Raw genomic sequence first — 23,989 nt, 5'->3', positions numbered from 1 at the left:
CCAGCCCATACTAGCTCCGTACGTCCTTATGTCCTAACAATTAGATCACCGGCTTTTGTTGGAACTCCATAATCTCCTGCTCTCAAATCGGTCGAATCCTCTCCCACTTTTCCCCTCGAAAACTGGAAGGATCCCCAGGAGAGCAAGTCAAGAGATATGTAGCTTTCATACAATCCAAGGGGCTCGCATGACTGATAATGACCGGGTGCTGGTGACGGGTGTCGGGGCGATGACTCCGTTGGGGGCCGATGCGCCCTCGTCGTGGTCGGGGCTGCTGGACGGCAAGTCGGGAGTGCGTTTCCTGGACGAGGAGTGGGCCGCCGACCTGCCCGTGCACGTCGCGGCCGGGCTCACGGTGGACCCCGCCTCCCTGCTGCCGAGGACCCAGGCCAGGAAGCTGGACCGCGGTGAGCAGGTCGCCCTCCTCAGCGCGCGGGAGGCCTGGGCGGACGCCGGTGCCCCGCAGGTCGAGCCCGAACGGTTCGCCGTCGTCATCGGTACGGGGACCGGTGGCGTCATCACCACACTGGAGCAGGACGACGTCTTCGAGCGCGCCGGGGCCCGTCGGCTGTCGCCGTTCGCGGTCCCCATGCTCATGCCGAACGGGCCGGCCGCCTGGGTGAGCATGGACCTGGGCGCGAAGGGAGGCGCCAGGACCGTGGTGAGCGCCTGTGCCTCCGGGGCGGAGGCCCTCGCCGTGGGGCAGGACCTGATCCGCGGCGGGCGGGCGGACGTGGTCGTCGCAGGCGGGGTGGAGGCGTGCCTGCACCCCTTCACCCTCGCGGCGTTCGCCCAGATGAAGGCCCTGTCGACGCGGTGCACGGACCCGGAGGCCGTGTCCCGCCCGTTCGATGTCGAGCGGTCCGGGTTCGTCATGGGCGAGGGCGCGGGGATGATGGTGCTCGAACGCGCCGAGTTCGCCCGGGCCCGTGGCGCACGCGCCCACGGCACGCTGGCCGGCAGCGCCGTGAGTTCGAGCGCGAACCACATCACGGCCTCCGACGCGGAGGGCCAGGCCTTCGCCATGGAACGGGCGCTGCGCGACGCCGGCCTGGCCCCGGCGGACATCGGGGTCGTGCATGCCCACGCCACCTCGACGGAGTCCGGCGACCTGGCGGAGGCCGAGGCGATCGGCGGGGTGATCGGCGACCACGCGGCGGTGACGGCGACGAAGTCGATGACGGGTCACATGATGGGGGCGTCCGGGACGATGGGAGCCATGGCCGCTCTGCTCGCGCTCCGGGACGGCACGGTGCCGGCCACGCGCAACCTCGACGAACTCGACCCGCGCGTGGAACTGGACGTGGTGCGCGGTGAGCGGCGTACCGGCCGGTGGTCGGCCGCACTGGCCAACTCGTTCGGGTTCGGCGGACACAACGTCAGCCTCGTCTTCACCACGTGACGAGGCCCCCTGCCCCGCACCGGCCGCCGCGCCGACCGCTCCCCGCCCGCCGCACCGGCCGGTGCGGGGCAGGGCGGGGCAGGGCGTGTCTCAGGCGGGCAGGGCGGCCAGCCAGTCGGTCAGGATCCGGTTGATCTCCTCGGGGCGCTCCTGCTGGATCCAGTGCCCGCAGCCGTCGAGGATGTGCGAGGCGACCAGACCGGGCAGGGTGGTGGGGTACGCCCGGATCGCGTCGGCCAGCCAGGTGGTGGAGGCGTCCAGCGCCCCGCCGATGAACAGGGACGGCTGGGTGAGGGGCCTGCCCCGGAAGCCGGCGAGGTCCTCCCAGTCCCGGTCCATGTTCCGGTACCGGTTGAGCGCCCCGCTCATGCCGGTCCGCTCGAACTCCCCGGCGTAGAAGTCGAGATCGTCCTCGCCCAGCCAGGCGGGCGGCCCGTCGACGGGGAACCGGTCGCGCAACGTCCCGCCGCGGCCCGCGAAGTGCGGGTCCGGGGCGTCGGCGGCGGGCATCGTGTCGGCGGAGAAAGCGGCGTAGAAGCCCGCGAGCCAGCTGCGGACGTCCGGTTCGATCTCGGCCTCCGCCCGGCCGGGCTCCTGGAAGCGGGAGATGTAGAACTCGTCGTCCCCGCCCATCCGCGCGAAGACCTCACTGGGCCGCGGGCCGCCGGGCGGCGCGTAGGGGACGCTCAGCAGCCCGACCGCGCGGAAGACGTCCGGCCGGAGGAGGGCGGAGTGCGCGGCGATGGCCGAGCCCCAGTCGTGCCCGACGATCACCGCGCTCCGCTCCCCGAGCGCGTGCACCACGGCGACGGCGTCCTCGACCAGTTCGAGCATCCGGTACGCGGCGACCTCGCCGGGCTTGGAGGAACGCCCGTAGCCGCGGACGTCCACGGCGACCGCTCGGTATCCGGCCGCGGCCAGCACCGGAAGCTGGTGGCGCCAGGAGTACCAGGACTCCGGGAACCCGTGCACCAGCAACACCAGTGGCCCGGTGCCCTGTTCCACCAGATGGATACGGCCGGCGGGCGAGGCGACCAGTCGATGCGTGATGTCTGTGGACCAGGTGGACTGCGGCATGAATCCTCCGTGGTGTCGTTCGGTACGGGGCGTTCGGTACGGGGCGCTCGGGTCGGGTCGGTCGGTACGGGTGGCACGACGCGGGCTGCCGGCCGCGGGCTGCGGACTGTGGACCGCGGCCCGGAACACGAGCATGCGCCGGATACGGGGACCGCCGCGAGCCCTGTTGCCGCTTCGGCAAACCGTGAGCCGTTCCGGCGCTTCGAAGGCACCCGCCCGGCGCCCCCGCCCGCGACGCCTCGTCGTTCCCGATGAGGCGGACGCCCCGCACGAAGCGCCGGGCGCTGCTAGTTTGCGGGCGTGGATCTCTTCTCGCGCTCCTGGACGGCGTTGCGCACAGCGGTCGCCGAGCTCTCGGACGAGGACTTCGCACGGCCGTCCGGCTGCACCGGCTGGCTCGTGCGGGACCTGGTGTGCCACCTGGTCATCGACGCCCAGGACGTCCTGATCACCCTCGCCACCCCCGCCGGAACGGAACCGACCCGGGACGCCGTGACCTATTGGGAGGTCACCGCGGAGCCGCCGACCGGCGACGACCCGCTCGATGCGCTGACCGTCCGTCTGGCCGCCGCGTACCAGGAGCCGTGGCTGCTCAAGTTCCACCTCGACGACATCGGTTCGGCCGCCGGGCGCGCCGCCGGACTCGCGGACCCCGCGGGCCGGATCGGCACCCGGGACGAGGTTCTCACCACGGGCGACTACCTCTCCGCGTACGTCCTGGAGTGGACGCTGCACCACCTCGACCTGATCGCGTACCTCCCGGACGCCGCGGAGCCGCCCGCCGAGGGGCTCGCCCGGACCCGCGAGATGCTGGAGAGGATCGCCGGTGCGGTGTTCCCCCCGTCGTTCTCCGACAAGGACGCACTGCTGATCGGCACCGGGCGGCGTGCCCCGACCGAAGCGGAGAAGGCCGAGTTGGGCGAACTGGCCGCGCGGCTCCCGTTCGTCCTCGGCTGACCGGCCCGGCAGGCGCGCGTCCGGCCGGTCGCGGCAGGCGCGTGTCGACCAGGTCCATGTGCCCGGCGGGCATGCGCGCACCGACCGGTGAACCGTTCCCGGCAGCCCGGGACCGGAGCCGGAAACGACGGAGCAACCTCGGGGCCGGGCCGACGGATTGGGGGGGGTGTCGTCGTCGCCCTGGGTGGGAGCACGGTCGTGGGGCGGCGGCGGGCGGTGTCAGTGGGGGGTGATACCCATGGGCTCCATGCCCATGAATGTGGATCACGCCCTCCCCGCCGACCTGGAGGCGCTCCGTGCCGCCTTCGACACCGACTCGTGCTCCCCGCCCCTGGGGTGGGACGCGGTGTGCGCCTTCGAGGCCGCGCACGGGATCGTGCTGCCCGAGCCGTACCGGACGTTCGTCGCGGAGATCTGCGACGGGTCCTTCTCGGGGCCGCCGTACTACGGACTCGTCGCCCTGACCGAGATGCCCTCCGACTGGGGGGACGGCCGCCCCGAGCGCGTACTGGCCAAGCCCTTCCCGTTGACCGGCGCGTGGGCGTGGGACGGGGAGGAGGACGATCCGCGGCCCCAGGAGGAGATCGACGCGGTTCTGGAGCAGGTCTTTTACCACGGCTCGATCGTGCTGGGCACCGACGGATGCGGGATGTACTGGCACCTCGTCGTCACCGGCCCCCATCGCGGGCACATCTGGAACATCAGCGGCGAGGGCGCCGTGCCCTTCGGCGCCGAGTTCGGCCACACCACCTCGGAGCCCGGCTTCGCCGGCTGGGTCGGGCACTGGGCGGCCGACAAGGACTGGTACGACGCTGCGTGAGACCGGGTCCCTTCGGGGCGTGGCACCACGGACACGTACAGGAGGAGGGGGAGCGGCAGTGAGCACGACACCCGGAACGGCGGCGCTCGAACAGGTCGTCCCGACGGCGCCCGGCGTCGACGAGCGGATCGACTGGAGCGAGGTCGAGGGGATCTGGGGCACCCGGTTCCCGGCCGACTACGTCGCCTTCATGAAGACGTACGGGGCGGGCCGGCTCAGCCGGGACATCGGCATACTGCTGCCGGTTCCCCGGCCCGACGCCTGGTCGGACGGGTCCGGTCTGCGGCAGGAGACCGCGAACGCCCGCGGCACCTGGGAGATGCGCGGCGGGAGAGCGGCCCTCGACGTGGACCCGGAGTCCATCCTGGCCTGGGGCGTCACCAGCGGCGCGGACATCTACTGCTGGCTGACCACGGACGACGATCCCGACCGGTGGCCCGTGCTGGTGTGCGGGCGCCACACCGCTCCCCCCTTCCAGGTCCATCCCTTCGGGATGGCGGAGTTCCTGCACCGGCTGCTCACCGATGAGGAGTTCCAGGAGGAGACGATCAGCGTCGTCCTGCCGAAGGAGCATTCGTTCGTCAACTGGCGTGAAGAGAAACGGCGTTGGGAGGCCGGGCTCGATCCGTCCACCGGGGATCCCTGGTAACGGCCGGGCGACGGGGCGTGCCGCACCCCGTCGCCCGGACCCCGGCCGCCTCAGGCCGCGTTCAGGGCCACCGTCGGGTGGAGGCGGGAGGCCCGGATCGCCGGGTAGAGGCCCGCGACCACGCCGATCAGGAGGGTGGCGGCCAGGCCGCCCGCCAGGGATTGCGGCGGGACCACCGCCGTCCATCCCTGGAACCGTGCGAAGCCGTACGTCGCCGCCGCGCCCAGCAGCGCGCCCGTCACCCCGCCCAGCGCCGAGAGCAGCAGTGACTCGGTCAGGAACTGGAGCCGGATCGCTCCCCGGGTCGCGCCCAGCGCGCGGCGCAGGCCGATCTCCTGGCGGCGCTCCAGGACGGAGATGACCATGGTGTTGGCGACGCCCACCCCGCCGACCAGGAGGGCCACCGCGCCCAGGCCGAGCATCAGGTTCGTCAGGCCCTCGTCGGTGGCGGCCTTGGCGGCCAGGGCGTCCGAGGGGCGGGAGACCTTGATGCCCGCCTCCTCGCCGGGGCTGATGGTGCGGGCCAGGATCGCCCGTACGTCCTCCACCGAGGCGTCCGTGGAGCGCTCGAAGACGGTGGTGGGGTGGCCGTCGAAGCCGAAGTAGCGTTCGGCGGCGGGGAATCCGACCATGGCCACCCGGTCCAGGTTGGGGACCAGTTCGAGCGGTTCGAGGATGCCGACGACGGCCACCCTGGTCCCGTTCATCATGATCGTCTCGCCGACGCGGGTGATGCCCAGCCGGTCCGCCGCCACCGCGCCGAGGACCGTCGTCGGGAGGCGTTCGCCGGCCGGGTCCAGCCAGCCGCCCTCGTGCACCTCGCCGCCGAGCGCGGACAGCAGGTCGCGGCGGACCGCCTGGGCGGTGACGCCCGCGGTGCGTTCCTCGGGGACCACGTCGCTGCGGCGGATGCGGACGTCGATGTCGGCAGTGGCCGTGGCGTGCTGCACCGGCCCGATGCGCTCGACCATCGCGACCGCGCTCTTGGGGAGCTTCACCTCATCCCCCAGGGCGTTCTTGCCCGCCTCGGCGGTGAGGAGGTTGGTGCCGAGGCGGTCGAGCCGGGCCATCAGGTCCGCGCGGCTCGACTCGGACAGGCCGACGACCGCGACCATGGTCGCGATGCCGATGGCGATGCCGAGCGCCGAGAGCACCACGCGCGCCCGGCGGGCGCGGAGACCGACCGCGCCGACGCGGAGGACGTCGCGGGGCGAGAGGCGGGAGGGCCTGAGGTCGTTGCTCATGTGCCGTCCTCCGTCGGGCGGGAGGCGGGGGAGGTACCCGGACTCGCGCCCCGGCCCCCACCGAAGCCCCTGCCGGAACCCGGGGCCGAGCCCGTACCTGAAGCCGTGTCCGAGGCCGACGAACGCGCCCCGGAGCGGGTGTCCGAGACGATCTCGCCGTCCCTGAAGCGGACCCGGCGCGGCAGCGCGTCCGCGATCTCGTTGTCGTGGGTGATCACGCAGACGGTGGTGCCGGAGGCGTTCAGCTCGTGCAGCAGCTCCATGACGATCCCGCCGGACGCGGTGTCCAGCGCCCCGGTGGGTTCGTCCGCCAGCAGCAGCCAAGGATTTCCCACCAGGGCGCGGGCGATGGCCACGCGTTGCTTCTCGCCGCCGGACAGTTCGTTCGGCGTGTGCGAGGCGCGGTGGTCCAGTCGCACCCTGGCCAGGGCCTCCCGCGCCCGCGCGCGCCGTTGCCTCAGCGGTACGCCCCCGTACAGCAGCCCGTCGGCGACGTTGTCCACCGCGTCGCGGCCCGTCGCCAGGTGGAAGTGCTGGAACACGAAGCCGATGTGGCGGGCGCGCAGTGCGGAGAGCCGGGAGTCGGAGAGCCCGGACACGTCGTACCCGGCGATCCTGACGGTGCCCGTGGTGGGCTTGTCGAGGGTGCCCATGATGTTGAGCATCGTGGACTTGCCGGAGCCGGACGGGCCGACGACGGCGAGCAGTTCGCCCGCCTCGACGGTGAGGTCCACTCCGCGCAGGGCGTGGACGCCGCCGGGGTACGACTTGGTGGCGGCCCGCAGTTCGACCACCGGGGGCACCGTCATGACGCCGCCACCCCGACCTTCAGGCCCTCGCGCAGGTCCGGGCCGCTGACCTCGATCTGCCCGTCGGCGGTCATGCCCGTCTCGACCCGCACCATCTTCGACGTGGTGCCCCGGACGATCTGGAGGCCGTAGCCGCCGTTCTCGCCCCGCAGGGCGACGACCGCCTCGACGGGTACCGCGAGGACGCCCTCGCGCGCCTCGCTGACGAACTTCACGCTCGCCGGTGTCTTGGGGTCCTCGCCGGACACGGCCTTCGCCCCGCCCTCCAGGACGACCTCGACGGTGATGCCCTCCTCGGCGCCCGCGCCGCCGGACCCGGACTCCTCCGGGCGTACCGTTCCCGCGACCTTGCCGGCCACGGTCCGCCCGCTCGGCAGGGTGACCTCGACCTTGGTGCCGGACGAGGTGAGCGGGCCGTCGGTCTGGTCCAGCTGTGCCCGTACGACGGGTTTGGTGGAGGCGACCGTCAGGACCGGTCCGTCGGGGCCCACCTGGTCGGCGAGCGCCGCGTCGGCGGAGACCACCTTGACCGGTCCCGGCTGGAAGACCACGTCGCCCTTGCCGACCCGGCCGGTGGTGTCGCGGTTGAGGGACTTCTGCCACCGCTTGACGGCGGCCTCGGTGTCCTTGTCGTACCAGACGTCGACGTACAGCCCCGCCCCGTAGCCCAGGTCCCGCAGGTTGCGCTCCAGCTGGAGCACGTCGCTGCCCCGGTCGCCGGTCTTCATCTCGCGGAACATCGGGACCGGCCCGTAGAGGAGGGTGACGGGCTTGTCGTTCAGCTCGTACAGCGCCTGTCCCCTGGTCAGTGTCCGCCCCTCGACGGCGGCCACCGTGACGGTGCCCTCGACGGCGGACTTGACCGGGCGGCGCTGCGCGAAGTCGAGCCTGCCGTCGACCGTCTTGGACTGCACGAGGTCGGTGCGGACGACGGTCGTGGTGGCGGGCGGCAGGTCGTCGCCGCGCCCCGGGGTGTCCCCACCGCTGTCGCCGAGGAGCAGGACTCCCCCGGTGACGGCGACGGCGGCGGTTGCCGCGCCGAGCGCGCGCAGAGCGGTGCCGCGCCTCACTGCATGCCGTCCAGACCGTCGAGCAGCTTCGGCGCGCACGTCTCGCGGGCCTTCTTGTAGGCCGGCGAGTTCGAGTCGATGGACGGGGACATCGGGTTCGGGTCGCCGCCCGGCTGGGCGTTGCCGCCGCTCATGGTCGGGTTGGTGAACCGGGAGACGCCGTTGTCACGCATGCACTTGGCGTGCGCGAGCATCGACTCGTAGGACTTCTGCTGGTCGCGTTCGGGCTCGGCCGCCAGGGCGTCCTGCAGCTCGGTCACGCAGACACCGTTCCTGCCGCCCTTGATGCCCGCGTTGCGGCCGGGCTGGGCACCGATCTCGTTGACCTTGTCCCAGTCGAGGTACCCGCTGAGCTTGGGGTCGGGGAAGTCCTTGTAGCCGCCCTTGGCGCGCATGCACTGGACGTACTTCAGCTGGGCGTCGTAGAAGGCGCTCTTGCCGGCGGGCGGGGCGCTCGGCCCGTCGTCGTCCTTCCCGGTGCCCGCCGTCGGGGCGTCCGGTACGTCGGCGATCGCGGTGTCCTTCTTGTCCGCCCCGTCGGATTCGCCGCCACCGCAGGCGACGGAGAGTGCGAGGAGGGGCAGTGCCACGAGGGTGGCCAGGCGCAGCCGGGCGGTGGCACGGGGGTTCGTGTCGGGGAAGTTCATGCGTCCCACGCTCGCCGCCGCGGATGATGGCCCGTCCATGGCCACATGATGGGAACGTAACAATGCCTCCGGCCTGGGCCTCCGTCCCGGTCCGGGGTGGGGGAAACGGTTGCGGCATGCCCATAATCGGCCCCATGCCGCATGTACTGCTCATCGAGGACGACATGTCCGTACGGGACGGGATGGAGCTCGTGCTGCGTCGGCACGGATACGACGTAGAGACCGCCGCCACCGGGGAGCTGGCCCTCGCCCTGCTCGACGGCCCGGCCGGCAGGAAGGTCGAGCTGGCCGTGCTGGACCTGATGCTGCCCGGCATGGACGGCTTCGAGGTGTGCCGCCGCATCCGGGCCCGGACCGCCGCCCTGCCGATCATCATGCTGACGGCGCGCGGCGACGACCACGACATCGTGACGGGTCTGGAGGCGGGCGCCGACGACTACGTGGTCAAGCCGGTCACCGCGCCCGTGCTGGAGGCCCGCATCCGGGCCGCGCTGCGCCGGGCGGAGCCGTCGGCGCGCCGGGGCCCGGACGCCGATCTCGCCGGGCTGGTGATCGACCGCGCCGGGCTGACCGTCACCAAGAACGGCACCCCCGTCCCGCTGCCGCCCACCGAGCTGCGGCTGCTGCTGGAGCTGTCGGCCTCCCCCGGCCGGGTCCTCAGCCGCGAGCAGCTCCTCGAATCGGTGTGGGACCACACCTTCCTGGGCGATTCGCGGCTGGTGGACGCGGCGGTGGGGCGGCTGCGGGCCAAGCTGGAGGACGTACCGTCCAAGCCCCGGTACGTGCAGACGGTGCGGGGCTTCGGCTACCGCTTCGGGCCGCTGTGAGCCGTACGAGCGGCGGCGGCAGGGGCGGGGGTCGTGCTCCGGAGCGGCGTCGTCGGCAGTTCACCGGGGGCCTGCGGGTACGGCTCCTCGTCGCCTTCGTCGTCGTCGCCCTCCTCAGCGCGGCGACCGCGACCGCCCTCGCCTACCGGGACGCCCGCACCGCCGTCCTCCAGCGCACCCAGAACGCGGCCGTGGACGACTTCCGGAAACAGGTCGGCGCGGTGGCCGCCGACTTCGACCTGCCGCCCGACCAGCGGTCGCTGTCCCGGTTCGCGTCGAAGGTGTCGGAGCGCGTCGGCGGGAAGATCGTGGTCGCCCGCTACCAGGACCTGTCCGCCACCTCCGACTCGCTCGCCGACACGAAGTCCCGGATCACCGTCGAGCTGCGCGCCGCCGTCATGACCGGTGACGGCGCGGGGTTCCAGCGGGTGCGGTGGCGGGGCGAGCCCTACCTGATCGTCGGCACGCCCGTCATGTTCGCCGACGGGGACCGCCGGGCCTCCGGTCTGGAGGTCTACGCGATCACCGATCTGCGGGCCGAGAGCGAGGACACGGCCGCCCTGCTCGACTCCGTACGGGCCGGCATCGTGCCGGTGGTCCTGCTGGCCGCCGTCCTGGCGCTGCTGGCGGCGGGGACGGTCCTGCGTCCGGTGCGGAAGCTGGGCCGGGCCACCCGCGAGCTGGCGGCCGGGGACCTCGGCAGCCGGGTCGCCGTCACCGGGCGCGACGAACTCGCCGATCTGGCGCGGACGTTCAACGAGACCGCCGACGCCCTCCAGGCGTCCGACGCGGAGCTGCGCGAGCAGGAAGCGAAGGCGCGCCGTTTCGTGGCGGACGTGTCGCACGAGCTGCGCACGCCCCTCGCGGCGATGACGATGGTGGCGACCGTCCTGGAGGAGGACGCCGACCAGTTGCCGCCGGACGCGGCGCGGGCGGCCCGTACCGTCGGCGCGGAGACGGCCCGGCTGTCCCGGCTGGTCGAGGACCTGATGGAGATCTCCCGCTTCGACGCCGGGGCGGTGCGGCTGAACGCGGCCGAGACCGACCTCGCCGACACCGTACGGGCGTCGCTGGCGTTGCGCGGCTGGACGGACCGGGTGCGGACGGATCTTCGCGAGGGCGTGCGGGCGGTGGTGGACCGGCGCCGGATCGATGTGATCGTGGCGAACCTGGTGGGCAACGCGCTGCGGCACGGCGCCCCGCCGGTCACCGTGACCCTCGGGACGTCCCGGGCGGCGGACGGGGAGTGGGTGGTCCTCTCCGTCGCCGATCACGGCCCCGGGCTGCCGCCCGAGGCGCGGGAGCGGGTCTTCGACCGGTTCTACAAGGCGGACGCGGCCCGCACGCGCGGTGCGGCCGACGACAGCGGACAGGGCAGCGGTCTCGGTACGGCGATCGCGCTGGAGAACGCCCGGCTGCACGGCGGCACGATCGAGGTGAGCGACATGGCCGAGGCCGCTGGTACGGCCGAGGTGACCGGCACGGCCGCCGACGGGCCGCGGCGCGGCGCGGTGTTCACGCTGCGGCTGCCCCTGCGACGGACGGGAGAGGACGCGGAGTGAGGGTGCGACCGGCGGGGGCGGCTGCCGTGTTGGGGATGGTCCTGGTGGGGTGCGGGGTCCAGCCGACCGGGGTGGTGGACGCGGGCGAACCCGCGTCCGGGCTGACGCGCGGCATGCGGCTGTACTACGCGTCCGCCGACGGGCTGCGCGCGGTGCCCCTGATCGACAGGGAGGTCGACGACCTCAACGGGGTGCTGAAGCTGCTCGGCCAGGAGCCGCCGGAGGGGCTCATCTCCCTCGTCCGTCTCGGCGGCTACTCGGCGACCGGCTCGGGCGCCCGGGTGACGGTCGGGATCGACGGCCTCTACGGCGACTCGGGGCGCGACCAGGGCACGGGCCAGCTGGTGTGCACGCTGGCACGCGCCCAGTCCGTGCTCGAACCGGAGGTCGGGCCCGATGACGTGGAGGTGACCCTGCGGCCGTCCGAGGGCGCCGCGCTGGGCCCCTACCGGTGTGCGGACTTCCTCAACAGGTGAGCCGGGCCGGGCGGGTTCGCGACGGCGGACCGGGCGGGCGGGTTCGCTGTGCGGCGGGTCCTTGAGCAGGAGCGCGGCCCTCGCTCCTCGCGCACGGCTCCCCGGTGCCGGTCCGCCGCCCGAGAAAGGTGTCCGGCCGGTGTCACCGGCACCGGCCGGACACCCGTGCGGTTACGCGGCCGCGCGCGATTCCTGTACGCGGGCCGCCAGGGACCGGACCGTCGGCGCGGAGAAGAGCGCCGAAACCGGCAGGGAGACGTCCAGTTCCTCCCTCACCTTCGCCATCAGCCGTACGGCCTGCAGGGAATCTCCGCCCAGTTCGAAGAAGTTGTCCAGGACGGAGAGCGAGGACGTCTCGAAGAACCCTTTCCACAACGAGAGCAGGGTCCGCTCCTCCGCCGTGGCCGGGCGTGCGTTCTCGTCCTCCGTGTCCGGTTCCTCCTCGTGCCGGGCCAGCGAGGCGCGGTCGACCTTCCCGTTCGCCGTCAGGGGCAGGGCGTCCCACACGGTCACCAGGGCCGGGACCATGTACGGCGGCAGGAGCTCCCCTGCGGCCTTCTTGATGTCCGCGCCCGTCCGCCCGGCGCCCGCCTCCAGCACGACGTGCGCCACGAGCCGCCTGCGCCTGCGGTCGCCCGGGGCCGTGACGACAGCGCCCGCGACCTCCGGGCACCGCAGCAGCGCGGCTTCCACATCACCCAGCTCGACCCGGTGGCCACCGATCTTGACCTGCATGTCGTCGCGACCGAGGAACTCGATCTCGCCGTTGGGCAGGAGACGTCCCCAGTCACCGGTCCGGTACACGCGTTCCCCGGTGTGCGGGGAGACGGTGAAGCTCTTCGCCGTCTTCTCCTCGTCGCCGAGGTACTCACGGGCCAGGCCGGTGCCGGCGATGCAGATCTCCCCCACGACCCAGGTGGGGCGTGGCCGTAGGAGCGTGTCCGCCACGAAGACCTTCTGGTTCCGCATGGACGTGCCATAGGGGATGGACGGCAACGCCATGTCCTCGGGCACGATCCGGTGCCGGATCGACCAGATCGAAGCCTCGGTCGCGCCTCCCAGGCTCCACTGTTGTGCCCGGGGGAAGAAGCGCCGGATCTCGCCGGGCAGGGCCACGGGAATCCAGTCCCCGCTCATGAGGACGGCGCGCAGTGCGGACGGGGCGTCCGGGGGCCGGGGGTCCGGGTACTGCGACGACGTCAGGTACTCGCACACCATGGCCATCAGGGCGGGAACGCCGTTCCACACCGTGACGCCCTCCTCGGCCATCAGGGAGAGCCAGTTGCCGGGTTCGCGCGCGTCCTGCGGACCGGGCAGCACGACCGCGCCGCCGACGGAGAGGGGGCCGAAGATGTCGTAGACCGACAGGTCGAAGTGGAGGGCCGAGAGGCCGAGAACGCGGTCGTGCGCGGTGAGCGACAGCTCGTCGTTGACGTCCAGGATCGTGTTGACCGCCGGCCCGTGCTCGATCACCACCCCTTTCGGGACGCCCGTGGAGCCCGAGGTGTAGATCACGTACGCGACGTCACGAGGTGTCACCGGGCGGTCCGGCGCCGTGCGGGCCGCGTTCCTCCCGAACGGGGTGGGCGCCTCGACGTCCAGCACCGTGAGGCCCTCGGGCCAGTCGACGGCGTCGCGCACCGCGGGCTGGGTGAGGATCGTGTCCAGTCCCGCGGCCGCGATCACGTCGGCCAGACGCCGGGCCGGCCAGTGCGGGTCCATGGGGACGTACGCGCCTCCCGCCCGCAGCACGCCCAGGCTGCCGACCACCTGCTCCCATCCCTTGTGCATCACCACGCCGACCAGCGTTCCCGTGGTGGTGCCGTGTCCTGCCAGGAGGGACGCCACACGAGCCGATTCCGCGTCGACGTCGGCATAGCTGAGCCGCCGGTCCCGGGCGATCACGGCGACGGCGTCGGGGGTACGCGCAGCCCGTTCGGCGAAACGGGAGTGGAGCGTGTGGTCCGGGGGGAACTCGGGCTCCGGAGCGGGCCGGAGCCTGCCGGGGCCCAGCTCGGGGTCGTTCGCCCAGGCGGGCGCGAGCCAGGCGGAGCCGGCGACAGAGTCAGCGACAGAGTTCACGAATCAGCCTTTCGTAGGCCGCGAACATGCCGTCCACGACACCCTCCGGGAACACTTCCTCCACCACGTCCCAGTTGAGGATCAGACCTCCGTTCTCCTCGAACGCCGTGTGGTCGAGGATGACTTGCGGGGTGCGGACCCCGCTCCATACCGGTGTGCCGGTTTTCCCCATGCGGCACAGCCAGCCCACCGGTCCGGTCTCCCGGCCGCCCGCCGGGGCCCCACCGATCGTGCTGTTGAAGACGACCGGCATACGCGCCCGCCCCGCGCTCGCGTCCCTGCGGCCGAGGTCCCTGAGCACGTCGAGGCCGGAGTGGGCCGTGTGTTCCATGTCCTGCATCAACCGGCGCTGGATCCGCCGGGCCGTGTCCCGGAACGGAGCGGCCTGGTCGACATGCACTTCGAGCAGGCTGGTGGAGGAGAAGTTCCCCATGACGTTCGATGTGTCCACGCCGGCTGGCGCGTCCCGCTGCGACACCAGGCAGGTGACCGTGAAGTCCGGTGTCTTGGACCATGCGGCGAGCACGTGGCAGTACGCCCCCAGCACCGCGCCCGACGCCGTCAGACCGGCTGCCGCGGCATTGCGCCTGAACCGTTCCCAGTCCGGGGCCTCGATGCGTACGAAGCGGTTGGTGAACACGGGGCGTCGTACATCGGCGAGGCGGACGGCGAGGGGCAGTTCCGGAGCAGGGGGCAGGCTCGGGAGCCGGTCTTCCCAGTACAACCTGCTCCGCCCGCTTTCCGCCGTGGTGGCCTGCTCGCGCATTCCGAGCACGAACTGGTCGAATCCGGACCGGAGTTCGGGGAGTTCCCGGTCCGGGGCTTCATGGAGCTGCGCCCATTCCCGAAAGAGGACGGAGGTGCTGCTGCCGTCCGAGACGAGGACGTCGATGCCGAAGTGCAGTCGCGTCACGGTCGGGCTGATGACCGTGGCACGCACCATGAACAAGGGCCAGGTCGTGACGTCGAACTCCTTGGCCTTCAGCTCCGTGTGTATCGCGGCGAGCCTCTTCTCGCGCTCGTCCTCGGTGAGCCGGGTCAGGTTCTCGACGGGGATCGACACCCGTGGCACCGTGCCCAGCACCCGCTGGCTCCCGCTCTTCGGGTCGAAGACGGCCCGCAGCATCGGGTGACGCCGTACGAGCCGGTCGAGCGCGCGCCCGGCTGCCGCCACGTCGAAGTCGGTCAGGTCGACCTCCACGTACAAGTACGTGGAGACATTGCCCAGTTCGAAGTCGCCCGCCCGCCCCGCGAGATACGCTTCCTGCAGCTTGGTCAGGGGAAACGGGGCGAAGTCGGGCGCGGAGGGCTCGTCCGCCGCCGGGGCCGGCGCGGAGCCCGGTTCGGTGACCCGGCCTGGGTCGGACTCCTCGGAGTCGTCCGACTCCTGCCCGTCGTCGGGCCGGAAGAGCTCCACGACGTGGGAGACGAGTGCCTCCGGAGTCGGGTGGTCGAAGACCACGGTGGCGCCCAGCCGGATGTCGAGCCTGCGGCCGAGACGGACGCGCAGCTCCATGGAGGTCAGGGAGTCGAAGCCCATCTCGTAGAAGGACTGCTGGGCATCCACGCGCCGGGGCTCGGTGCCGAGCAGTTCGGCCACGCTCTCCTTGACCACCGCGAGCAGGCCGGCGACGCGTTGGTCGTGGGAGGCCTCCGCCGAGTTCAGGAGATCGAGGATGGCGGCCGTCTCCTGCGGACGGGTGGGCCGGGCCGCGCCGGCACGCGGCTGAGCGGAAACGGTGGGCGCCCCCTGCGCTTCCTGTGCCTGCCGCGTCACCTGTTTCTCGTGCGCCTGCTGCGTCATCTGTTTCTCGTGCGTCTTACACGTCTCCCGCGGCTCCCTCGTCTCCCTCGTCTCCCGCAGCTCCTGCGGAACCGGCACCGGTGGGACGACGGTGGGGGTGGGCGTCCGGGCCTTCCCGGTCCGGGCCTTCCCGGTCCGCGCCGCTTCGATTTCCGCGAGGCGGGAGAACAGGAACGGGCCGTCCTCCGCCGTGTCGGACACCGCGAGACGCGCCGCTGTCACGGCGGTGGTGCCGCTGCTGAGTGCGGCATCGAACAGGGCGAGTCCCTCCGGCACCGTGAACGGCGCCACTCCGTTGCGCCGCAGTCGCAGCAGATCCGCCTCGTTGAGGTGGCCCGTCATGCCCGTCGCCTCGTCCCACAGCCCCCAGGCGACGGAGTTCGCCGGCCGGCCCCGGGCCCGGCGCCATTGTGCGAAGTGGTCCAAGAAGGTGTTCGCCGCAGCGTAGTTGGCCTGCCCGGGGCCCCCGAGCACGCCGTACAGGGAGGAGAAGACGGTGAAGAAGCGGAGGTCGTCCTCACGGGTCGCGGCGTCCAGGGCGAGTGCCGAGTCGACCTTGCTCGCCAGGACCCGTCGCAGTTGTCCGGGGGTCATGTTCGGCACGATGGCGTCGTCGAGGAGCCCCGCGGCATGGACGACGCCGGCCAGGGGACGTTCCGTGCGCAGTTCGGCCAGGATCGTGCGCAGGCGCTCCGCGTCGGTGACGTCGGCCTCGCACACGCGGACCGAGGCGCCCAGGCGCTCCAGTTCGGAGGTGACGGCCGCGATGCCGGGGGCCTGCCGGCCGCTGCGGCTGAGCAGGGCCACGGACCGTACGGACCTCCGGGTGACGAGGTGGCGGGCCAGGGCACGGCCGATCGTGCCGGTGCCACCGGTGATCACGACGGTGCCGTCGCCGCAGTCCGGGAAGGCGTCGGCGACGGGGGCGTGCGGCCACAGATACGGGCGCAGTACCCGGCCGGCGCGCACGGCCAGCTGGGCCTCGGACCGTTGCAACGCCGCCTCGATCGGGCCCGGTCCGGCGACCGCGGCGTCGTCGACGTCGATGACGCGGATGTGCCCCGGGGTCTCGGTCTGCGCGGTGCGCACCATCCCCCACAGAGCGGCCGATGCCAGGTCGTGCGCGTCGTCGCCGGGCACGGCCACGCTGTTCCGGGTGACGAACGTGAGCTGGGCCCGTCCGGCGAGGTCCTCGGCGAGCATCCATTGCTGGACGGCCTTCAGCGTCCACTCCGCCGTGTCATGGACGTGGGCCGCGGTCCCGGAGCCGGTGGACGGGGCGGCCAGGACGACCTGCCAGTCACCGGGCAACGCCCTGACGACCATGACGGCTTCGCCGAGCGTGGCCACGGTGATCCCGTCGTGTGCGGTGGCACGCAGGGACGGGGCGAGCGGCCCGTCGGCGCCCACGACGCACAGACGGCGTTTCGCGCCGGGTTCGCCCTCGGCCTCCGCCCAGTCGGTCGTGTAGAGCCCGGCCTCGTCCCGCTCCGGCTGCCGGGCGGGTCGTTCGAGGCCGCGAACCACCATGCGGTCGACGCTCAGCAGCACGTGTCCGTCGTCGTCGGTCAGGGTGAGGGCGATCGCGTCGGGGGCGACTCGCCGGGCAACGGCCCAGCACTGGTCGGCGTCGTCGCGGTCACCGGTGCGCACGCCGTTGAAGACGAAGGGGACCGCGATGTCCCCGGCCTCCGGCGTGTCGATCAGGCCACAGGCCACGGCGGCGTGCAGGGCCGCGTCGGACAGTGCCGGGTGCAGCGCGAAGCCGCTGTGGTCGATACGGGCGCTGTCCGGGAGGACCACGCGGGAGCGGCTCCAGCCGTCGCCGTGCTCTCCCTCGCGTACGCCCTGGAACGCATCGCCGTAGCCGTAGCCCCTCTCGCGCAGCCGCGAGTACAGCGTGCCGGTTTCCAGGCGTCCGGCACCCGGTCCGGCCGGGAGACCGGCGGGGGTCGGCCGCTCGGTTCCGGGGGACACCAGGCCCTCCGCGTGCTGCCGCCACTCGGTGCCGGCCGTCGGGCGCGAGTACACGGCCACGGCCCGCTGCCCCTGTTCGTCGGCGGGGCGCGCGGTCACCTGTACCTCCACCCGGGCCCCGTCCACCGGCAGGAGCAGCGGGTCCCGGAGCACCATCTCGTCGAGGGCGGGACAGTCGAGTTCGCGCCCCGCCGACAGCAGCAGTTCCGCGAAGGCTGTGCCGGGCAGCAGGGGCGTGTCCTCGACCCGGTGATCCAGCAACCACGGGTGGCTGCGGACGGACAGCCGCCCGCTCAGCACCGTGGTGCCGTCGACCGTTTCGAGCACGGAGGTCAGGAACGGGTGGCCGCCGGCCGATATCCGCGTCCTGTCCGGACTCGGCCGAACGGTGGTCGGCGCGGGGGCGGCCATGGCGTCCATCTGGGACGGGAGCCAGAACCGGCGTCCTGCGAACGGGTAGGTGGGAAGGTCCTCCGGAACCGGAGCCCCGGACCAGGTACCGGTGTGCAGGGCGGCCCAGTCGATGTCGTGCCCCTGTACGTGGGCTTCGGCGGCGGCCGTCAGGAACCGCTCGTACGAACCCTGGTCCCGGCGGAGGGTCGCGCACACCGGGGCGTCGCTGCCGGCCTGTTCCAGGATCTGGTGCAGCGAGGTGAGGAGCACGGGATGGGGGCTGATCTCGATGAAGGCGTCGTAGCCGTGCGACACCATGGTCGCGACGGTCTCGGCGAACCGGACCGGCTCGCGCAGGTTCCGGTACCAGTACGCGGCGGTCAGATCCTGGCCGCGCACCCGGTCGCCCTCGACCGTGGAGAAGAAGGTCACGTCCTCCGCGGACGTCTGGAGGTTGTCGAGTCCGGCCTTGATCGGGCCTTCGAGTTCGGCCATGACGGGGGAGTGCGAGGCGCACTTGGCCGGAACCCGGCGGGCGTAGACGTCCCGGTCCTCGCACTGGTCCAGCAGACGTCGCACACCGGGTTCGTCGTCACCGGACAGGATGGTGAAAGCGGGCCCGTTGATCGCCGCGACGGTGAGCCGCGCATCCGCCTCGCGGGTGGCGGTCACCGCCTCCTCGGCGTCGAGCGCCACGGCCACCATGCCCCCGCGTCCCTCGTTCTCCAGAATGCGGCTGCGGCAGGCGACCACCCGGGCCGCCCCGTCGAGGCTGAGCGCACCGGCGAGGCAGGCGGCGGCGACCTCGCCCTGGGAGTGACCGACCACCGCGGCGGGCCGGACACCGGCGAGCCCCCACATCGACGCGAGACCCAGCATCATGGTGAAGATGAGCGGCTGGACGACGTCCGTGCGTTCCCGGTCCGTCTCCCGGTCCTCGCCCCTGAGCACTGCCAGCACGTCGTAATCGAGGTAGGGCTTGAAGGCTCCCGCGACCTCCTCGACCCTCAGCCGGAAGACGTCGGAGCTCTTCAGGAGCTGCACGGCCATGGCGTCCCACTGGGATCCCTGGCCGGGGAACACGAAGACCGGGCGCCGAATGCGCCGGGCCTCGGCGTGCATGACTTCCGGGGAGTCGGTGTCGTCGGCGAACGCCCGGAGCGCGGCGGCCAGGTTCTCCCGTCCTCCCGCGACGGCCACGGCGCGGTGGGGGTAGTGCTCGCGCCGGGTCGCGAGTGTCTGGGCGGTCGCCGCCACGGACGAGGTCCCGGAGGTGAGGTGTGCGGCGATCCTGGTGGCGTGCAAACGCAGCGCGGCCGGTGTTCTGGCGGAGAGGGTGAGCACCTGCGTTTCGTGGTCGGAGGTGTCCGCCGGGGGCGTGGGAGCCGTCGACTCCTCCTGCCAACTCTCCAGGATGACATGGGAGTTGGTGCCGCTGACGCCGAACGAGGAGACGGCGCACCGGCGCCGGCCGTCCGTTTCCGCGGGCCATGGCCTGCTCTCCCGCAGGACGTTCACCGAGGAGGACCAGTCCACGTGGGAGTTGAGGTTCTCGACGTGCAGCGTCTTGGGCATGGTGCCGGCGCGCATCGCGCTCAGGCATTTGATGACGCCGCCGACCCCCGCCGCGGCCATGGTGTGGCCGACGTTCGACTTGAACGAGCCGATCCACACGGGTTCGTCGCCGCGGTCCGCTCCGTAGGTGGCCTGAATGGCGTTGGCCTCGATGGGATCGCCGAGCTTGGTGGCCGTACCGTGCGCCTCCACCAGCTGGATCGCGCCGGGCGCGAGCCGGGCGTCGGCGAGCGCCTGCTGGATCACCTTGACCTGGGCCCTGCCGCTCGGTGCGGTGAGGCCGTTGCTCGCACCGTCCTGGTTGACGGCGGTCCCCTTGATGACGCCGAGGATGCGGCGCCCGTTGCGCCGGGCCTCCGAGAGGCGTTCCAGGACGAGGACGCCCGCGCCTTCGGCCCAGACGGTTCCGTTGGCGGTGTCGGAGAAGGTGCGGCAGCGCCCGTCCGGTGAGAGGGCGCCCTTCTTGGCGTAGTCCACGAACATGCCGGGCCCGGTGAGCACGGTACAGCCGCCCGTGAGCGCCAGGTCCGTCTCGCCGCTGCGCAGGGACCGGACGGCGGTGTGGATCGCCACGCCGGACGACGAGCAGGCGGTGTCGATGGTCAGGGCGGGGCCTTCCAGGCCCAGGAGGTAGGCGATCCGTCCGGACGCCACGCTCGGTGAGGTGCCGGTCCCCATGAACCCGGCCGTCGTGTCCTGCCACTTCCACAGCGGCATTCCGTACTCGTTCGGCATCAGCCCGACGAAGACGCCGGTCCGGGAGCCCTTCAGGCTCGAGGGAACGATGCCCGCCCGTTCGACCGCCTCCCAGGCGACCTGCAGGAGCACCCTCTGCTGCGGGTCCATGGAGATCGCCTCGGCGGGCCTGATCCCGAAGAATTCGGCGTCGAAGACGTCCGCGTCGTGGAGGAACCCGCCCTGTCGCACAAAGCTCGGGTCGTAGAGGTCCTCGGTGTGCCACTCGCGGTTGTCGGGAAAGTCGGTGATGGCGTCCCGGCCCTCGTCGACCATCGCCCACAGCTGTTCCGGGGTGTTCATGCCGCCGGGGTAGCGGCAGGCCATGCCCACGACGGCTATGTCCTCGGGCCCCGTTGTGTTCTCAGCCACGCAGTGCCTCCAGTTCGGTGTTCAGGTGTGCCGTGAGGTCGTTGATCGTCGGGTGGTCGAAGAGCGCGGACTCCGGGAGTCGCACCGCGGTGGCGGCCGTGACGAGGTCATGGAGCTCCAGCAGGGACATGGAGTCGACCCCCAGGTCCTCGAAGGTGCTGTCGGGGTCCACGCGCGGGGGCTCGTCGCCCGTCTCGCCCAGGACACCGAGGAGGGTGTGCTCCAGGAAGGAGCGGATGAGCCAGAGCCGTTCCGAGGGGTCGGCGGTCTTCTCCCAGTCGTCGAGCAGGGGGCGGGCGGGGAAGTCCTCCGGGGCCTCTTCCGGCAGCGCGGGGGCCGGTGCGGCGGGGCGGGGCGGGGTGGGTCCGTGAAAGGTGTCGTGTTCGAAGGGGTACGTGGGCAGGCCGGGCACCTTGCGCAGTCCTGTTCCCAGGCGGGCCGCGACCTCGGCGAGGTTTCCGTGGGCGGCGTAGGCGCCGGCGACGGAGACCCGGGCGAGCCGGTCGGTTCCTCCCTCGTGGAGCCAGTCCTCCGGAATGGCCAGGTCGTGGCCCGCCACGACCTTGCGCAGCCCGTCGCGCATCTCGTCCCAGCAGCCGCCGACCACCGCGGCCCGGTGTTCGCCCTCGTCCCGCTGGGCGAGGGACCACGCCACATCGCCCACGGTGCAGCGCTCCCCGGGAAAGGGGTGTTCGAGGAAGGCGCGGGCCAGTGCGCGGACCGCTTCGCGGGTGCGGCCGGAAAGACACCACACGGTGTCCGGGGCGGGGCGCCCGGAAGGGTCCGTCGTATCGGGTGGACTCGCCAGGACGACATGGACGTTGGTGCCGCCCATCCCGAACGAACTGACCCCGACGACTTCGCCGGCTCCCAGGTTCTCCTCCCGGTCCGCACCGACGACCCGGAGGTTGAGGTCCCCCAACGGCAGTTCCCGGGGGCTTCGGTGGTGGTGCAGGGTGGGCGGCAGCTGCCCGTGGTGCAGTGCCAGGCAGGCCTTGATGAATCCGGCGATGCCCGCCGCCGACTCCAGGTGCCCGATGTTCGACTTGACCGAGCCCACGAGCAACGGTGTGGTCCGCGAGCGCCGCTTTCCGATGGCCTCGCCGAGGGCGGCGGCCTCGACCGGATCTCCCACGGGCGTGCCCGTGCCGTGCAGTTCGACGTAGCCGACCGACGCCCCCGTGACTCCCGCGACGCGGTGGGCGGCTTCGATCACCTCGCGCTGGGCGTCCGGGCTGGGGATGCCGAGACCGGCTCGGCCCCCGTCGTTGTTGGTGGCACTGCCGCGCACCACGCAGTAGACGTGGTCGCCGTCGCGTACGGCGGTCTCCAGCGGCTTGAGCACGACGACTCCGCCCCCTTCGGCGCGGACGTATCCGTCGGCCTGCTCGTCGAAGGTGCGGCAGCGGCCGTCGGGAGACAGGCCGCCCCAGAGCTGAATCTGGTCGGTGACGTCCGGCAGGAGGTTGAGGTTGACGCCGGCGACGAGCGCGGCATCGCATTCGTCCAGCCGCAGACCCGCGATCGCCCGGTGGACGGCGCACAGGGAGGACGACTGGCCGGTGTCGACGACCTCGCTGGGGCCGCGCAGGCCGAGGTGGTGGGAGACGCGCCCCGCCAGCAGCGAACGGCTCGAACCCATGTGCCCGAACCTGTCGAGGCGCCCGGAGGCGAAGTACTGCGTCCTGAAGTCGTCGGCGCACGCTCCCACGTAGACGCCCCAGCGCGTCGCGCGCAGTTGGTGCGGGGAAACAGCGGCGTCCTCCAGTGCCTGCCACGCGAGTTCCAGCAGGAGTCGCTGTTGCGGGTCCATGTGCTCCGCCTCGCGCCGGGCGATGCCGAAGAACCTGGCGTCGAACTGGTCGATGCCCTCGATGAAGCCGCCGTGCCGTATGGAGGTGCGGAGTTCGGCGGGCGCGGGTCCGACGCGCTCCTCCCAGCGACCGGGCGGAGCGGTGCCCACGCTGTCCGTCGCGGACATGAGGTTGCGCCAGAACTTTCCCGGGTCGGTGGCGCCGGGGAAGTGGCACGACAGACCGATGACAGCCATGGGGACGGCGCCCGGTTCCCCGTACGACGGTGCCGGTCGTTGCCGGTGGGTCGGTGCGGTCATCGGGCTGCTCCAGCTGCTTCTGCCGGGCCCGGGCGGGACGGCCGGGGTCCCGGGGCGACGACGAGGTTCCTGAGTCCCCGGAAGGTGGGGCTGGCCTTCCACTCCATGTCCTGGGGCGGGGTGCGGACGGAGAGTTCCGGGCAGCGTCGGACAAGGGCGTCGAACGCGACTTCCGCCTCCAGGCGCGCGAGGTGTTTTCCGATGCAGTTGTGGATGCCGCCGCCGAAGGCCAGGTGTTCACGGCGCGGCTCGTCGACCGTGAAGCGGTCGGGGTCCTCGAAACGCGCCTCGTCGCGGTTGGCCGCGGCGAAGGCCAGGAACACGATGGAGCCGGCCGGGATGGTCACCCCGCCCACGTCGACCGACTCGGTGGCGTACCGGTACAGCGACAGGTTGAAGGGGGACTGATGGCGCAGCATCTCCTCCACGGCGGTCGGCACGAGCGAACGGTCCTGCCAGACGCGGGCCTTCTGCTCCGGGTCCGACTCCAGCGCCAGCAGCCCCGTGACGATCAGGTTCGCCGAGGTCTCGTACCCGGCGGCGAGCAGCGCGTACGCCTGGGCGACCGCCTGCGGCTCGGTGAGCGAGACGGCGAGTTGCGTCAGGATGTCGTCGGTGCCCGTCCCGCGTCGCCGCGCGATGAGGCCGCGCAGATAGCCGACCATCCGCTGCGCATCACGCCGGAGCACCTCGGGGGCCGCGTCACCGGTGATCGTCTGTACCCAGTGGTGGAACGTCTCGCGGTCCTCGCGCGGAACCCCGAGCGTGTCGCAGATGACTCCGATCGAGTAGGGGAAGGCGAAGTCCTGGACGAGGTCGAACGACTCCTGTCCCACGACGGAGTCCAGGACCGAATCGGCCAGTTCCCGCATGGCCCGGCGCTTGGGCGCCACGGCCCGCGCGGTGAAGTGACTGTTGAGCGGCTTGCGCAGGGCGGTATGGATCGGTGGGTCGTTGTTCGCCATGTTGTCGTAGAGCAGCGAGCTCCGGTCCTGCCCCTGTCCGTTGTCCCGGGCGCTCGACGCGAACAACGGCATGGCTTCTTCTATGCTTTTACGGAACCGAGGGTCCCGCAGCACGAATTCGACGTCCTCGCAGGAAGTCACCAGCCAGGCGTGCAGGTTCGGCGGCAGATAGGCCATACCCGTTTCGAGAACGACCCGGGTGGGCTTGTTTCCGTTTTTATTTATCGCCCGGTAGACGGAGTGCGGATCTCTGTAGAAATCGACGTCGAGACGGATGGGACACTTCTCGTGCATCTCGGATTTCATGGGTTTCTTCCAAGGGTCTCGTGAATGTCGGGCATGGCCGGGGGTGAGCGGGATGCCGCACCCGTCAAATCCGAAGGAATTGACCAATACGGCCCCGAACCGTCCCGTGCGCAGCTCGTCCGTGACC

Annotated in this window: 16 protein-coding genes; 7 read left to right on the top strand and 9 right to left on the bottom strand. The window is 72.0% G+C overall.

Annotation, left to right across the window (positions count from 1 at the left end; all coding sequences use genetic code 11):
* Nucleotides 1-187: 187 nt before the first annotated feature.
* Nucleotides 188-1,402, top strand: a complete 1,215-nt coding sequence (locus OCT49_RS37800) for a beta-ketoacyl-[acyl-carrier-protein] synthase family protein (protein ID WP_283856693.1) — start codon at nt 188-190, stop codon at nt 1,400-1,402.
* 90 nt (nt 1,403-1,492) lie between these two features.
* Here the strand turns inward: OCT49_RS37800 and OCT49_RS37795 are convergent, their stop codons facing one another.
* Nucleotides 1,493-2,479 carry an alpha/beta fold hydrolase gene (locus OCT49_RS37795; protein WP_283856692.1) on the bottom strand — a complete coding sequence of 329 codons (987 nt, stop codon included), beginning with the start codon at nt 2,477-2,479 and terminating at the stop codon, nt 1,493-1,495.
* Nucleotides 2,480-2,779: 300 nt separating this feature from the next.
* Between OCT49_RS37795 and OCT49_RS37790 the strand changes: the two genes are divergently transcribed.
* The 3 genes from OCT49_RS37790 (at nt 2,780) to OCT49_RS37780 (ending at nt 4,905) form a co-directional block, all read left to right on the top strand.
* Entirely contained in the window at nt 2,780-3,436 is a 657-nt protein-coding gene (locus OCT49_RS37790; RefSeq protein ID WP_283856691.1) for a maleylpyruvate isomerase N-terminal domain-containing protein, read from the top strand.
* Between the two features lie 253 nt (nt 3,437-3,689).
* Nucleotides 3,690-4,256 (top strand): SMI1/KNR4 family protein, encoded by a 567-nt coding sequence (locus OCT49_RS37785; RefSeq protein ID WP_283856780.1) that lies wholly within the window; start codon nt 3,690-3,692, stop codon nt 4,254-4,256.
* A gap of 58 nt (nt 4,257-4,314) precedes the next feature.
* Complete coding sequence (locus OCT49_RS37780) at nt 4,315-4,905, top strand: SMI1/KNR4 family protein (protein WP_283856690.1); 591 nt, start codon at nt 4,315-4,317, stop codon at nt 4,903-4,905.
* Between the two features lie 50 nt (nt 4,906-4,955).
* On the opposite strand, the gene OCT49_RS37775 is transcribed toward OCT49_RS37780, so the two are convergent.
* From OCT49_RS37775 to OCT49_RS37760, 4 genes are read right to left on the bottom strand one after another with little or no spacing between them, the layout of a single operon-like run.
* The gene (locus tag OCT49_RS37775; protein WP_283856689.1) at nt 4,956-6,149 is read right to left on the bottom strand and encodes an ABC transporter permease; all 1,194 of its coding nucleotides are present in this window, start codon (nt 6,147-6,149) and stop codon (nt 4,956-4,958) included.
* Complete coding sequence (locus OCT49_RS37770) at nt 6,146-6,958, bottom strand: ABC transporter ATP-binding protein (RefSeq protein ID WP_283856688.1); 813 nt, start codon at nt 6,956-6,958, stop codon at nt 6,146-6,148. The genes OCT49_RS37775 and OCT49_RS37770 overlap by 4 nt, the downstream gene beginning before the upstream one ends.
* Nucleotides 6,955-8,028 carry a peptidoglycan-binding protein gene (locus OCT49_RS37765; protein WP_283856687.1) on the bottom strand — a complete coding sequence of 358 codons (1,074 nt, stop codon included), beginning with the start codon at nt 8,026-8,028 and terminating at the stop codon, nt 6,955-6,957. The genes OCT49_RS37770 and OCT49_RS37765 overlap by 4 nt, the downstream gene beginning before the upstream one ends.
* A complete protein-coding gene (locus OCT49_RS37760; RefSeq protein WP_502963514.1) occupies nt 8,025-8,714 on the bottom strand; it encodes a hypothetical protein in 690 nt (229 codons plus the stop codon). The genes OCT49_RS37765 and OCT49_RS37760 overlap by 4 nt, the downstream gene beginning before the upstream one ends.
* A gap of 95 nt (nt 8,715-8,809) precedes the next feature.
* On the opposite strand from OCT49_RS37760, the gene OCT49_RS37755 reads away from it, so the two are divergent.
* The 3 genes from OCT49_RS37755 (at nt 8,810) to OCT49_RS37745 (ending at nt 11,540) form a co-directional block, all read left to right on the top strand.
* A complete protein-coding gene (locus tag OCT49_RS37755) occupies nt 8,810-9,502 on the top strand; it encodes a response regulator transcription factor (protein WP_283856686.1) in 693 nt (230 codons plus the stop codon).
* A gap of 71 nt (nt 9,503-9,573) precedes the next feature.
* Nucleotides 9,574-11,064, top strand: a complete 1,491-nt coding sequence (locus OCT49_RS37750; protein WP_283856778.1) for an ATP-binding protein — start codon at nt 9,574-9,576, stop codon at nt 11,062-11,064.
* Nucleotides 11,061-11,540: a hypothetical protein gene (locus OCT49_RS37745; RefSeq protein ID WP_349632845.1), complete on the top strand. Its 480-nt coding sequence runs from the start codon at nt 11,061-11,063 to the stop codon at nt 11,538-11,540. The genes OCT49_RS37750 and OCT49_RS37745 overlap by 4 nt, the downstream gene beginning before the upstream one ends.
* A gap of 171 nt (nt 11,541-11,711) precedes the next feature.
* Here OCT49_RS37745 and OCT49_RS37740 read toward each other — a convergent pair whose 3' ends face one another.
* Genes OCT49_RS37740 through OCT49_RS37725 form a run of 4 tightly spaced genes read right to left on the bottom strand, consistent with a single transcriptional unit; the run spans nt 11,712 to nt 23,862 of the window.
* Nucleotides 11,712-13,622: a non-ribosomal peptide synthetase gene (locus tag OCT49_RS37740; protein WP_283856685.1), complete on the bottom strand. Its 1,911-nt coding sequence runs from the start codon at nt 13,620-13,622 to the stop codon at nt 11,712-11,714.
* Nucleotides 13,606-20,478 (bottom strand): type I polyketide synthase, encoded by a 6,873-nt coding sequence (locus OCT49_RS37735; RefSeq protein ID WP_283856684.1) that lies wholly within the window; start codon nt 20,476-20,478, stop codon nt 13,606-13,608. The genes OCT49_RS37740 and OCT49_RS37735 overlap by 17 nt, the downstream gene beginning before the upstream one ends.
* On the bottom strand, nt 20,471-22,591 hold the full coding sequence (locus tag OCT49_RS37730) for a beta-ketoacyl synthase N-terminal-like domain-containing protein (RefSeq protein WP_283856683.1): 2,121 nt from the start codon (nt 22,589-22,591) through the stop codon (nt 20,471-20,473). Before OCT49_RS37730 ends, OCT49_RS37735 begins: the two co-directional genes overlap by 8 nt.
* A complete protein-coding gene (locus OCT49_RS37725; RefSeq protein ID WP_283856682.1) occupies nt 22,588-23,862 on the bottom strand; it encodes a cytochrome P450 family protein in 1,275 nt (424 codons plus the stop codon). The genes OCT49_RS37730 and OCT49_RS37725 overlap by 4 nt, the downstream gene beginning before the upstream one ends.
* Nucleotides 23,863-23,989: the final 127 nt, after the last annotated feature.

The organism is Streptomyces sp. ML-6 (assembly GCF_030116705.1).
In the GTDB taxonomy this organism is placed as follows: domain Bacteria; phylum Actinomycetota; class Actinomycetes; order Streptomycetales; family Streptomycetaceae; genus Streptomyces.
Note: the sequence above shows the minus strand (reverse complement) of the source record. Positions and strands in the feature narration are given on the sequence as shown.